We start from the raw sequence: 12746 nt of genomic DNA, 5'->3' as shown, positions 1-12746 counted from the left end.
CATCATGACCAACCCCACCCCGAGCACCGCAGCCGCGCTGATCGCGCGCTCCAACCGCCTCGGCGCCGACCCCAAGAACACCAACTACGCGGGCGGCAACACCTCGGCCAAGGGCACCGAGACCGACCCGGTCACCGGCGAGCCCGTCGAGCTGCTGTGGGTCAAGGGCTCCGGCGGCGACCTGGGCACCCTGGCCGAGAAGGGCCTGGCCGTGCTCCGCCTGGACCGGATGCGAGCGCTGGTCGACGTCTACCCCGGCGTCGAGCGCGAGGACGAGATGGTCGCCGCCTTCGACTACTGCCTGCACGGCAAGGGCGGCGCGGCACCCTCGATCGACACCGCCATGCACGGGCTCGTCGACGCCGCCCACGTCGACCACCTGCACCCCGACTCCGGCATCGCGATCGCCACCGCCGCCGACGGCCAGGAGCTGACCGCCACGATCTTCGGCGACCGGGTGGTCTGGGTGCCGTGGCGCCGTCCGGGCTTCCAGCTCGGTCTCGACATCGCCGAGATCAAGGAGAAGAACCCGCAGGCGGTCGGCTGCATCCTCGGCGGGCACGGCATCACCGCGTGGGGCGAGACCTCCGAGGAGGCCGAGCGGAACTCGTTGTGGATCATCGACACCGCCGCGGCGCACATCGCCGAGCACTCGCGGGCCGAACCCTTCGGCCCCGCCCTCGACGGGTACGCCGCCCTGCCGCAGGACGAGCGTCGCGCCAAGGCCGCCGCCCTGGCCCCCACCATCCGCGGCATCGCCTCCGTCGACCGCCCGATGGTCGGCCACTTCACCGACTCCGACGTGGTGCTGGACTTCCTGGCCGCCTCCGAGCACCCCCGCCTGGCCGCGCTGGGCACCTCCTGCCCCGACCACTTCCTGCGCACCAAGGTCAAGCCGCTCGTGCTCGACCTGCCCGCCGGCGCGGGCGTGGAGGAGAGCATCGCCCGGCTCAAGGAGCTGGCGAGCGCCTACCGCGACGACTACCAGGGCTACTACGACCGCCACGCCACTCCCGACTCGCCCGCCATCCGCGGCGCCGACCCGCTCATCGTGCTGGTGCCGGGCGTGGGCATGTTCAGCTTCGGCAAGGACAAGCAGACCGCCCGCGTGGCTGGCGAGTTCTACACCAACGCCATCAACGTGATGCGCGGTGCCGAGGGGCTCTCGACGTACGCCCCTATCGACGAGGCCGAGAAGTTCCGCATCGAGTACTGGGCGCTGGAGGAGGCCAAGCTGCAGCGGATGCCGAAGCCGAAGCCGCTCGCCACCCGCATCGCCCTGGTCACGGGCGCCGCCGGCGGCATCGGCAAGGCCACGGCGCAGAAGCTCGCCGCCGAGGGGGCCTGCGTGGTCGTCGCCGATCTCGACCTGGCCAGGGCCCAGGCGGCCGCCGCCGAGATCGGCGGTCCCGACGTCGCGGTCGGTGTGGCCGCCGACGTCAGCAAGGCCGACGCCGTCCAGGCGATGGTCGATGCCGCGGTGCTCGCCTTCGGCGGGCTCGACCTGGTCGTCAACAACGCCGGGCTCTCGCTGTCGAAGTCGCTGCTCGAGACCACGGAGGCCGACTGGGACCTGCAGCACGACGTGATGGCCAAGGGCTCGTTCCTGGTGTCCAAGGCCGCGGCCAAGGTCCTGATCGAGCAGGAGATGGGCGGCGACATCGTCTACATCTCGTCGAAGAACTCCGTCTTCGCCGGCCCCAACAACATCGCCTACTCGGCCACCAAGGCCGACCAGGCCCACCAGGTGCGGCTCCTGGCGGCCGAGCTGGGCGCCCACGGTGTCAAGGTCAACGGCGTCAACCCCGACGGCGTCGTGCAGGGCTCGGGAATCTTCGCCTCGGGCTGGGGCGCCAACCGGGCCGCGGTCTACGGCGTCGAGGAGGAGGACCTGGGCAAGTTCTACGCCCAGCGCACCATCCTCAAGCGCGAGGTGCTGCCCGAGAACATCGCCAACGCGGTGTTCGTGCTGTGCGGGCCCGAGATGACGCACACCACCGGCCTGCACATCCCGGTCGACGCAGGCGTCGCCGCGGCCTTCCTCCGATGAGGGGCGGGGGCGCCGGGGTGCGTGTCGCGGCCGTCGACCTGGGCGCCACGAGCGGTCGGGTCATGGTCGGCAGCGTCACCCCGGCGACCCTGCGACTGGACGAGGTGCACCGCTTCCCGAACGGGGGGGTGCGCGCCGGTGGGGCGCTGTACTGGGACGTGCTCGGCATCCACCGCGAGGTGCTCGCCGGCGTCGCCGGGGTGGCCCGCACCGGACGCCTCGACGGCATCGGCATCGACTCCTGGGCGGTCGACTACGGGCTCCTGGACCGCGACGGCCAGCTGCTGGGCAACCCCTACAGCCATCGCGACGCGCGCACCGACGGCGTCATGGCGCAGGTCCTCGAGCAGGTGGGCGCCGACGAGCTGTACGCCATCACCGGTCTGCAGCAGCTGGCGTTCAACACCCTCTACCAGCTGGTGTCGGCCCGGGGGACCGCCGCGCTGGAGTCGGCGGAGTCGCTGCTCCTGCTTCCCGACCTGCTGGGCTACTGGCTCACCGGCGAGGTCGGGGCCGAGCGCACCAATGCCTCGACCACGCAGCTCTACGACGTCACGACCCAGGAGTGGTCGCTCGAGCTGGCCAAGCGGGTCGGCCTGCCGTGGGCGGTGCTGCCGCCGCTGCGCGACCCCGGGTCGCTGGTCGGGCCCCTGCTGCCCGAGGTGGCCGACGTGGTCGGCGCCGACCCGGGCACGCCTGTGGTGGCCGTGGGCTCGCACGACACCGCCTCGGCGGTCGTCGGCGTGCCGGCCGAGGGCGACGACGTCGCCTACATCTCCTCGGGCACCTGGTCGCTCGTCGGGCTGGAGCTCGACGCCCCGGTGCTCACCGAGGCCGCTCGGCTGGCGGACTTCACCAACGAGGGCGGTGTCGACGGGACCATCCGCTTCCTCAAGAACGTGATGGGGCTGTGGGTGCTCTCGGAGTCGGTGCGCCAGTGGCAGCACGAGCGGGTCGCCGACGCCGACCTGGCCACGCTCCTCGCGGCAGCCGCGGGGCTGCCGCCCCTGCGCACCGTCGTCGACATCAACGCCGCGCGGCTGCTCCCTCCGGGTGACATGCCCGCGCGCATCCGTGCCCTGGCCCACGAGGCGGGCGAGGTGGTGCCCCGGACGCCGGCAGAGGTGACGCGCACGATCCTCGACTCCCTGGCGCTGGCCTACCGCCGGCACCTGCGCAGCGCCGCCGAGCTCTCGGGCCGCTCCTTCGAGGTCGTGCACGTGGTGGGCGGCGGGTCGCAGAACCACCTGCTGTGCCAGCTCACCGCCGACGCACTGGGGCTCCCGGTCCTGGCCGGCCCCGCCGAGGCCGCGGCCCTGGGCAACGTGCTGGTGCAGGCTCGAGCGCTCGGCGCCGACCTGCCCGACCTGGCGGCGATGCGGGCGCTGGTGCGACGTACGCACGATCTGCGGCGCTTCGAGCCGCGTCCCGGCCTCGACTGGGACGCTGCCGAGGCGCGCGTGGCGCGGCACTGATGACACGCACCGTCCCTGCCCCGGAGAGTGGTCCCATGCGAGTAGCCCTGTCGGTCACGTGCGTCAACGACGCGATGTTCCCGGAGACGGGCAGGGCGGTGGTGCGGCTGCTGCGGCGGTTGGGCTGCGAGGTGGAGTTCCCGGCGGCGCAGACGTGCTGTGCGCAGCCGATGGTGAACACGGGCTACCTCGACGAGGCGGTGCCCGTGGTGCGGACCTATGTCGACGCGTTCGCGGGGTATGACGCGATCGTGTCCCCGAGCGGGTCGTGCGCGGGCTCGGCGCGTCACCAGCACGGGCTGGTGGCCGGGCGCGGGGCCGCGAACGGCAGCGACCCGGGCCTGGTGGGGGCGGTGGCGGCGGCGCCACCGACGTACGAGCTGAGCGAGTTCCTGGTCGACGTGCTGGGGGTGACCGACGTGGGGGCGTACTTCCCGCACACGGTGACCTACCACCCGACGTGCCACTCGTTGCGGATGCTGGGGGTGGGCGACCGGCCTCGGCGGCTGCTGGAGGCGGTGCGGGGGTTGCGGCTGGTGGAGCTGCCGAAGGCCGAGGAGTGCTGCGGCTTCGGCGGGACGTTCGCGGTCAAGAACGCCGACACGTCGGTGGCGATGGGTGCGGACAAGGCGCGTCATGTGCGCTCGACGGGCGCGGAGGTGCTGGTGGCCGGTGACAACAGCTGTCTGATGCACGTGGGTGGAGTGCTGTCGCGGCAGCGCTCGGGGGTGCGGGTGGTGCACCTGGCCGAGGTGCTGGCGGCGACCGAGGGCACGGAGGGACAGTCGTGAGCGGGACGTTCGTGGGGATGCCGGCCTTCCCGGAGGCGGCACGGGCTGCGTTGGGCGACACCCAGCTGCGCCACAACCTGGCGCACGCGACGGGGGTGATCCGGGGCAAGCGTGCCGCGGTGGTGGGCGAGCTGGAGCAGGCGGGGATCTGGGAGGACCTGCGCCTGGCCGGGGCGGCGGTCAAGCAGCGTGCCCTCGACGACCTGGCCACCCACCTGGAGACCTTGGAGCGCACGCTGACCGCGGCCGGTGCGACCGTGCACTGGGCGCGTGATGCCGCGGAGGCGAACGCGGTCGTCGTGGAGGTCGCGCGGGCCCACGGGGCCGACGAGGTGGTCAAGGTGAAGTCGATGGCCACCCAGGAGATCGGGCTCAACGAGGCGCTGGAGGCGCAGGGGATCGCGGCGTGGGAGACCGACCTGGCCGAGCTGATCGTGCAGCTGGGCGAGGACCTGCCCTCGCACATCCTGGTGCCGGCGATCCACCGCAACCGCGCCGAGATCCGTGAGATCTTCCTGCGCCGGATGGCCGAGGTCGGCCGCCCCGCGCCGGCGGACCTGTCCGACGAGCCGGCCGTGCTGGCCGGGGCGGCACGCGACCACCTGCGCGAGAAGTTCCTGCGCGCGAAGGTGGGGGTCTCGGGCGCCAACTTCGCGGTCGCGGAGACCGGCACCCTCGTGGTGGTGGAGTCGGAGGGCAACGGGCGGATGTGCCTGACCCTGCCCGAGGTGCTCGTCTCGGTCGTCGGGATCGAGAAGGTGGTGCCGACCTGGGCCGAGCTCGACCCGTTGCTGCGGTTGTTGCCGCGCTCCTCGACCGGGGAGCGGATGAACCCCTACACATCGACCTGGTCCGGGGTCACCGACCCCGACGGCGGCGCGGACGGGCCGCGGGAGGTGCACGTGGTGCTGCTGGACAACGGCCGCACCCGTGCGTTGGCCGACGACACCGGCCGCCAGGCGCTGCGCTGCATCCGCTGCTCGGCCTGCCTCAACGTCTGCCCCGTCTACGAGCGCACCGGCGGCCACGCCTACGGCTCGGTCTACCCGGGCCCGATCGGGGCGATCCTCAACCCGCTGCTGGCCGATCCCCAGGAGCCCGACGCCAGGGCCCGGGCCCAGACCGACTCGCTGCCCTACGCCTCGTCGCTGTGCGGGGCCTGCTTCGAGGCCTGCCCGGTGCGCATCGACATCCCCGAGGTGCTGGTGCACCTGCGCTCCAAGGTCGTCGACTCCCACCGCGGCGACCGGGTGCCGAAGGCGGAGGCGCTGGCCATGAAGGCCGCCGCCTGGGCCTTCTCCGACGCCTCGCGGCTGGGCCTGGTCGAGAAGGCCTCCGGTCTTTCGGGGCGGGTCCTGGCGCGCCTGTCGCGTACGACGCTGCCGGGCGGTCGCCCCGCGGCGGGACGCCTGCCCGGCCCGGGCGCCGCAGCCTGGACCGGCGCCCGCGACCTGCCCGCCCCACCCCGCGAGTCGTTCCGGGCCTGGTGGGCCCGCACCGACGGCGGCCGCACCGAGCCCGGCGCCGGCGCCGGCCCCGGGGTCGGCGGTGAGCAGGCAACCGGCCTGCCCAGCAGTCCGGTTGCTGAGGCACCGCCGCCCGAGCCGCCCGCCGCTGAGCCCGCCCCGGCGGTGGGCCAGCAACCGGTCCCGGAGCCGGAACAGTTGCCAGCTCACCGCTACCCGGCCGACCCGACCGGCGCCCGCGCCGAGGTGCTCGACCGGGTGCGTGCGGCGCTGACGGGGGTCGTCCCCACGCCCGAGCCGGTCCCGGCGCCGGCCGGTCCCGCGGGCACGCCCGCCCAGGTGCTCGACCTGTTCGCCGAGCGGGTGGCCGACTACCGCGCCGTGGTGGAGCGGGTGACGGCCGCCGACCTGGCCGCCCACGTCGCCGGCCTGCTCGCGCCGACCGACCGGGTCGTCGTACCTGACGGGCTCGACGAGGCGCTCCTCGAGGCGCTGGGGGAGCGCGGGATGCCTGACGACCACCTGTCGGCCGCCGACCTCGACCGCGTCGACGCGGTGCTCACCACCGCCAGCGCCGGGATCGCCGAGACCGGCACGATCGTGCTCGACCACGGGCCGGGCCAGGGCCGCCGGGCCCTGAGCCTGGTGCCCGACCGCCACATCGTGGTGGTGCGCGCCGACCAGGTCGTGCCCGACGTCCCCGACGCCGTCGACCGGCTTGCCTCCGCGGTGCGCGCGGGGCGCGCGTTGACCTGGATCAGCGGGCCCTCGGCCACCAGTGACATCGAGCTCGACCGTGTCGAGGGGGTGCACGGCCCTCGCCGGCTGCACGTGCTGCTGGTCGACCCGGTGGGCTGAGGACAACCCGCTGCACCGGGCGCCCGGCCGTGAGGGCCGGCACGCCCGACCGGGCACCGAACGGACATCCGGGCGGCCCGGACGGCCGGTTCCGGACGGGGGCGGCGCCGAGATGTGCGCAGCAGTGCGGCTTCGAGCGATCGAAGTGGGCAGCACTCGGGCATCCGCGACCGCCCGATCGGGCTGGTCAGATGGTGGACAGCGGGCGCACCATGGTTGTCACGAGCCTGTGACACCAGTCACAGATCGACAGCAGCACCGGGGACACCAGCCCGAGCGGTCGAGGGGAGATGGACGCGATGGAGGCCACCAGACGCCACCGCGAGATCCTCGAGCGGGCCCGGTCGTCGGGGCGCGTCGAGGTCGGCGGCCTGGCCGCCGAGCTGGGGGTGGCGCCCGAGACCGTGCGCCGCGACCTGCGCCACCTCGTCGACCGCGGCGTGCTGCAGCGGGTGCACGGCGGGGCCTACCCCGTCGAGAGCGCCGGCTACGAGACCGACGTCGCCACCCGCAGCGCCAGCGGTCTCGACCAGAAGCGCCGCATCGCGACCGCGGCCGCCCAGCACCTCGACGGCGCGGAGACGGTCTACGTCGACGAGGGCGTCACCCCCCAGCTGGTGGCCGAGGCGCTGCGCCCCGACGGCCCGCTGACCATCGTCACGTCGTCGCTGCTGACCGCCACCGCGCTGGCGGCCCGCCCCGAGGTGACCGTCCTGATGCTCGGGGGACGGGTGCGTGGTCGGACCATGGCCACCGTCGACCACTGGGCCACCCACATGCTCGCCGACCTGGTCATCGACCTGGCCATCCTCGGCGCCAACGGCGTGACCCGTGAGCACGGGCTGACCACCCCCGACCCGGCCGTGGCCGCGGTCAAGGGGCGGGTCGTCCAGCGCTCGCGGCGCCGCGTCTTCGTCGGCATCCACAAGAAGTTCGGCGTCTCGAGCTTCTGCCGCTTCGCACACGTCGCCGACTTCGAGGTCCTGGTCACCGACACGGGCCTCAGCGCCACCGAGGCGCACCGCTATGCCGCGCTCGGACCCCACGTGGTGCGCGCCTAGCCCGCACATCCCCACCCCGCTGGCCGTCGTCGACGGTCGGCCTGCCGGCCACGCCCGTGGCCGGTGCTCGATCGGACACGCACGACCCCAGGGAGGACCCAGATGAGCATCACGAAGAGGCGGCTCGCCGCAGCAGCCATCGCTCCGGCGGTGGCAGGACTCGTACTCAGCGGCTGTGCCGGCGCCGGAGGCGGCGGCGAGGCCGGCACCGACGGCGAGGGTGGCGCCATCACCGTCCTGATGGTCGGCAACCCGCAGATGCAGGACATCCAGCAGATCACCGAGGACACCTTCACCGCCGACACCGGCATCGAGGTCAACTACACGGTGCTCCCCGAGAACGAGCTGCGCGACAAGGTCACCCAGGACGTCGCCACCGGCGCCGGCCAGTACGACGTGGTCTCGGTGGGCGCCTACGAGGTGCCGATCTGGGCGCAGAACGGCTGGCTCAAGTCCCTCGACGAGTACGTCGAGGGTGACGACGAGTACGCCGTCGACGACCTGCTCGACCCGATGGTCGAGTCGCTGTCGGTCGACGACCAGCTCTACGCGCTCCCGTTCTACGGCGAGTCGTCGTTCCTGATGTACCGCAAGGACGTCATGGAGAAGCAGGGCCTCGAGATGCCCGAGCGGCCCACCTGGGACGAGGTCGCTGAGATCGCTGCCGAGGTCGACCGGTCCCAGCCGGGCATGCGCGGCATCTGCCTGCGTGGTCTGCCCGGGTGGGGTGAGCTGTTCGCCCCGCTCACCACGGTCGTCAACACCTTCGGCGGCACCTGGTACACCGAGGATTGGGAGGCCCAGGTCGACAGCCCGGAGTTCACCGAGGCCGTGCAGTTCTACGTCGACCTGGTCAGCGAGCACGGTCAGGCGGGCGCCTCCCAGTCGGGCTTCACCGAGTGCCTCAACGCGATGAGCCAGAGCAAGGTGGCGATGTGGTACGACGCCACCTCGGCCGCCGGTTCGCTGGAGGACCCCGCGGTGAGCAACGTCGCGGGCAAGGTCGGCTACGCCTTCGCCCCGGTCAAGGAGACCGACTCCAGCGGTTGGTTGTGGACCTGGTCGTGGGCGATGCCCGAGACCACGGAGAACTCGGACGCGGCCGCGGAATTCATGAAGTGGGCCACCTCCTCGGAGTACGAGGAGCTGGTGGGCGAGGAGCTGGGCTGGTCCCGGGTGCCGGCCGGCAAGCGGGCCAGCACCTACGAGATCCCGGAGTACCAGGATGCCGCCGGTGACTTCGGCCCGATCACGCTGCAGTCGATCGAGGAGGCCGACCCCACCGACCCCGGGGTGCAGCCCCGTCCGACCGTGGGCGTGCAGTTCGTCGGCATCCCCGAGTTCGCCGACCTCGGCACCAAGGTCTCGCAGGAGATCTCCGCGGTGATCGCCGGCAACGGCACGGTCGAGCAGGCGCTGGCCCAGGGCCAGGAGCTCGCCGAGGAAGCCGCGGCCGACTACCGCTGACACACGCTCGGGCGGGCCGGCAGGCGCCGGTCCGCCCGGGCCCCGACGTCGGCTCGCCGACGTCCGTCCCGCACCACCTCGCACCGTCCGACCGGAGGACACATGAGTGCCACCGCCACCCCGGAGCCGAAGGAGCAGGTCCGATCCGGCCAGCGCTCCCGCCCGCCCCGCCACGAGCTCAGCCGAGGGCAGAAGTGGCGCCGACGCGGGCCCCTGCTGCCGGCACTGATCTTCACCATCATCGTCACCCAGCTGCCGTTCCTCCTGACGATCGTCATCTCGACGCTCAACTGGAACGTGCTGCAGCCGGGCAGCAAGAACTTCCTGGGGATGGGCAACTACAGCTCGTTCGCCGGGTTCGACAACTACCGCACCGTCTTCACCGACAGCCGGCTGCGCGACGCCGTGGTCAACACCATGGTGCTCACCGTCTCGGTGGTCCTGATCAGCCTCGTGCTCGGCCTGGTCCTCGCGATCCTGCTCGACCGCAGGTTCCCGGGCCGCGGCCTGGCCCGCACGCTGCTGATCGCGCCGTTCCTGGTGATGCCGGTGGCCTCCGCGCTGATCTGGAAGCACGCCCTCTACAACCCCGACTACGGGCTGTTCAACGGCGCCCTGAACTGGGTGTGGCGGCTCTTCGGGGCCGAGGAGGGCCCGGTCATCGACTACGTGTCCACGACCCCGATGCCGGCGGTCATCGCCGCGCTGGTGTGGCAGTGGACGCCGTTCATGATGCTGATCCTGCTCGCCGGCCTGCAGTCGCAGCCCGGCGACGTGGTCGAGGCCGCCAAGATCGACCGTGCCTCGGGCATCCAGACCTTCCGCTACATCACGCTGCCGCACCTGCGCCGCTACATCGAGCTGTCCATCCTGCTCGGCTCGATCTACGTGCTGCAGACCTTCGACGCCATCTTCACCATCACCCAGGGTGGGCCCGGCTCGGCGACGACCAACCTGCCCTACGAGATCTACCTGACCCTGTTCCGCAAGTTCGAGTACGGCGAGGCCGCCGCGGCCGGTGTCGTGGTCGTCATCGGATCCATCGTCGTGGCGACCTTCGCCCTCCGGGTCATCTCGTCCCTCTTCAGCGAGGAGCACAGCCGATGAGCACACGCGCCCCCGACCAGACCGCCGGCAGCCGCTACCCGGCCGGCACCCTCGACTCCCACGGGGCCGCTCCCGGCGACGTCGCCTCCGGTGTCGCCCCGCCCCCGGCCCAGAAGCGGCGCCGCGCCCGCAGGAACAGCGGCGACGGCGACCGGGCCGGCTGGCGCTGGGCCACCCTCGCCTGGGTGCTGACCCTGCTCTTCGTCGCCCCCGTGGTCTGGATGGTCCTGACCTCGCTGCACCAGGAGTCCGACGCGGCGACCAACCCGCCGTCGATCTTCGCGCCGCTCAGCTTCGACAACTACGCGGCAGTCTTCGACCGCGGTGCCAGCACCTTCCTGATCAACTCCGCCATCGCCAGCGGGGTCTCGACGCTGCTGGTGCTGGTCCTGGCGGTGCCGGCGGCGTACGCGCTGTCGATCCGGCCGGTGGAGAAGTGGACCGACGTGATGTTCTTCTTCCTCTCCACCAAGTTCCTGCCGCCGATCGCGGCGCTGCTGCCGGTCTACCTGATCGTCAAGCAGATCGGGGGGCTCGACAACATCTACACGCTGGTCGTGCTCTACACGGCGATGAACATGCCGATCGCGGTGTGGATGATGCAGTCGTTCCTGGCCGAGATCCCGCCCGAGATCCTCGAGGCGGCGCAGGTCGACGGCGCAGGCTTCCTGCGCACGGTGTGGAGCATCGTGACGCCGATGGCCTCCCCGGGCCTGGCCGCGACCGCGCTGATCTGCTTCATCTTCAGCTGGAACGAGTTCATGTTCGCGGTGAACCTGACGGCCACGGTCTCCTCGACCTCGCCGATCTTCCTGGTCGGGTTCATCTCCAGCCAGGGGCTGTTCCTGGCCAAGCTGTGCGCGGCCGCGACCCTGGTCTCGCTGCCGGTGATGATCGCCGGCTTCGCGGCCCAGGACAAGCTGGTGCGGGGCCTGTCGCTGGGAGCGGTCAAGTGAGCCTGCCGGCCTCCGCCGCCACCGCGCTGGGCCAGGACTCGCTGTCCCGGCTCGCCGACCGGCTGCCGGTGCCGTCGTACGACCGCGGTCGCCTGCGGCACGGGATCGCCCACCTCGGGGTGGGCGGCTTCCACCGCGCACACCAGGCGATGTACCTCGACGCGCTGATGAACCGGGGCGAGGCGCTCGACTGGGCCGTCACCGGCGTCGGGCTGATGCCCGGCGACGTCGCGATGGCCGACGCGATGGCCGCGCAGGACAACCTCTACACGGTCGTGGTCAAGCACCCCGACGGCTCGCGCGAGCCGCGTGTCGTCGGGGCGATGGTCGACTACCTCTTCGCGCCCGAGCAGGGGGCCAGGGTGCTCGACCTGCTCGCCGACGCCAGCACCCGCATCGTGTCGCTGACCGTGACCGAGGGTGGCTACCACGTCCACCAGGTCACCGGGGAGCTCGACCCCGACGACATCGGCCTGCAGCGCGACCTGCGGGCCGGCCCGGGCGAGCTGCCGGTCACCGCGTTCGGGTACGTCGTGGAGGCGCTCGCGCGCCGCCGGGCCGCCGGGACGCCGCCGTTCACCGTGATGTCGTGCGACAACATCCAGGGCAACGGTCACGTGGCCAGCCGGATGATCACCGCCTTCGCCCGGCTGCGCGACCCCGACCTGGCCGACTGGATCGCCGCCGAGGTGCGCTTCCCGAGCTCGATGGTCGACCGGATCACCCCGGTCACCACCGACGACGACCGCGAGGACCTCGCGGCGCGGTGGGGGGTCTCCGACGCGTGGCCGGTGGTCTGCGAGCCCTTCACCCAGTGGGTGCTCGAGGACGACTTCGGCCCGCTGGGGCGGCCTGCGCTGGAGGACGTGGGGGTGCAGGTCGTGCCCGACGTGACGCCGTACGAGCTGATGAAGCTGCGGCTGCTCAACGCCGGGCACCAGGCGCTGGCCTACCTCGGTGCGCTGGCGGGTTACACCTACGCGCACGAGGCGTCGGCCGACCCGCTCTTCGAGCGATTCCTGCTCGGCTACATGGAGCAGGAGGCCAGCCCGACCCTGGCCGAGCTGCCCGGCGTCGACCTCGACGCCTACCGGCACCAGCTCGTCGAGCGGTTCGCGAACCCCGAGGTCCGCGACACGCTGGCCCGGCTGTGCGCCGAGAGCTCCGACCGCATCCCCAAGTGGCTGCTCCCGGTGGTCCGCGAGAGGCTCGCCGCCGGCGGCGAGGTCAGGCACGCCGCCCTCGTGGTGGCCGCGTGGTCGCGCTACGCCGAGGGCGTCGACGAGCAGGGCCGGCCGATCGACGTCGTCGACCGGCGCCGCGAGGCCGTGCTGGCCCGCGCCCAGGCGCAGGCCCAGGACCCGCTGGCCTTCCTGCGCGACCCCGACCTCTTCGGCGCCCTCGCCGACGAGGCCCGGTTCACCGGGCCCTACCTCGAGGCCCGCCGGCTGCTGCACGAGGTGGGCGCGCAGGAGACGCTGCGGCGCTGGGTGGGCGGCCTGTCGGCGTAGCCGG

Annotated in this window: 9 protein-coding genes; all 9 read left to right on the top strand. The window is 72.7% G+C overall.

All coding sequences use genetic code 11. The features are described from left to right. Positions 1-4: 4 nt before the first annotated feature. The 9 genes from ABKW28_RS10590 to ABKW28_RS10550 all read left to right on the top strand — a co-directional run bounded on the left by ABKW28_RS10590 (position 5) and on the right by ABKW28_RS10550 (position 12742). Positions 5-2050 (top strand): bifunctional aldolase/short-chain dehydrogenase, encoded by a 2046-nt coding sequence (locus ABKW28_RS10590; protein WP_348609142.1) that lies wholly within the window; start codon positions 5-7, stop codon positions 2048-2050. Continuing rightward, a complete protein-coding gene (locus tag ABKW28_RS10585) occupies positions 2047-3525 on the top strand; it encodes a rhamnulokinase family protein (RefSeq protein ID WP_348609139.1) in 1479 nt (492 codons plus the stop codon). Before ABKW28_RS10590 ends, ABKW28_RS10585 begins: the two co-directional genes overlap by 4 nt. Then, positions 3525-4316: a (Fe-S)-binding protein gene (locus ABKW28_RS10580; RefSeq protein WP_348609137.1), complete on the top strand. Its 792-nt coding sequence runs from the start codon at positions 3525-3527 to the stop codon at positions 4314-4316. The genes ABKW28_RS10585 and ABKW28_RS10580 overlap by 1 nt, the downstream gene beginning before the upstream one ends. Continuing rightward, positions 4313-6640 (top strand): LUD domain-containing protein, encoded by a 2328-nt coding sequence (locus ABKW28_RS10575; RefSeq protein WP_348609134.1) that lies wholly within the window; start codon positions 4313-4315, stop codon positions 6638-6640. Before ABKW28_RS10580 ends, ABKW28_RS10575 begins: the two co-directional genes overlap by 4 nt. A gap of 299 nt (positions 6641-6939) precedes the next feature. Further along, the gene (locus ABKW28_RS10570; RefSeq protein ID WP_348609131.1) at positions 6940-7701 is read left to right on the top strand and encodes a DeoR/GlpR family DNA-binding transcription regulator; all 762 of its coding nucleotides are present in this window, start codon (positions 6940-6942) and stop codon (positions 7699-7701) included. A 102-nt stretch (positions 7702-7803) separates the two neighbouring features. Continuing rightward, the gene (locus ABKW28_RS10565; RefSeq protein ID WP_348609128.1) at positions 7804-9168 is read left to right on the top strand and encodes a sugar ABC transporter substrate-binding protein; all 1365 of its coding nucleotides are present in this window, start codon (positions 7804-7806) and stop codon (positions 9166-9168) included. Positions 9169-9270: 102 nt separating this feature from the next. Continuing rightward, positions 9271-10275: a sugar ABC transporter permease gene (locus ABKW28_RS10560; RefSeq protein WP_348609125.1), complete on the top strand. Its 1005-nt coding sequence runs from the start codon at positions 9271-9273 to the stop codon at positions 10273-10275. Next, on the top strand, positions 10272-11231 hold the full coding sequence (locus ABKW28_RS10555) for a carbohydrate ABC transporter permease (RefSeq protein ID WP_348609122.1): 960 nt from the start codon (positions 10272-10274) through the stop codon (positions 11229-11231). The genes ABKW28_RS10560 and ABKW28_RS10555 overlap by 4 nt, the downstream gene beginning before the upstream one ends. Next, positions 11228-12742, top strand: coding sequence for a mannitol dehydrogenase family protein (locus tag ABKW28_RS10550; RefSeq protein WP_348609119.1), 1515 nt, complete (start codon positions 11228-11230; stop codon positions 12740-12742). The genes ABKW28_RS10555 and ABKW28_RS10550 overlap by 4 nt, the downstream gene beginning before the upstream one ends. Positions 12743-12746 lie beyond the last annotated feature (4 nt).

It is taken from the genome of Nocardioides sp. 31GB23 (genome assembly GCF_040012395.1).
Taxonomy (GTDB): Bacteria; Actinomycetota; Actinomycetes; order Propionibacteriales; family Nocardioidaceae; genus Nocardioides; species Nocardioides salarius.
The sequence above is the reverse complement of the archived record's forward strand: the minus strand, read 5'-3'. Positions and strand labels throughout refer to the sequence as shown.

Coding starts and splice junctions, on each gene's coding strand:
- ABKW28_RS10590 (WP_348609142.1), top strand. CDS start 5: ATGACCAACCCCACCCCGAGCACCGCAGCCGCGCTGATCGCGCGCTCC.
- ABKW28_RS10585 (WP_348609139.1), top strand. CDS start 2,047: ATGAGGGGCGGGGGCGCCGGGGTGCGTGTCGCGGCCGTCGACCTGGGC.
- ABKW28_RS10580 (WP_348609137.1), top strand. CDS start 3,525: ATGACACGCACCGTCCCTGCCCCGGAGAGTGGTCCCATGCGAGTAGCC.
- ABKW28_RS10570 (WP_348609131.1), top strand. CDS start 6,940: ATGGAGGCCACCAGACGCCACCGCGAGATCCTCGAGCGGGCCCGGTCG.
- ABKW28_RS10565 (WP_348609128.1), top strand. CDS start 7,804: ATGAGCATCACGAAGAGGCGGCTCGCCGCAGCAGCCATCGCTCCGGCG.
- ABKW28_RS10560 (WP_348609125.1), top strand. CDS start 9,271: ATGAGTGCCACCGCCACCCCGGAGCCGAAGGAGCAGGTCCGATCCGGC.
- ABKW28_RS10555 (WP_348609122.1), top strand. CDS start 10,272: ATGAGCACACGCGCCCCCGACCAGACCGCCGGCAGCCGCTACCCGGCC.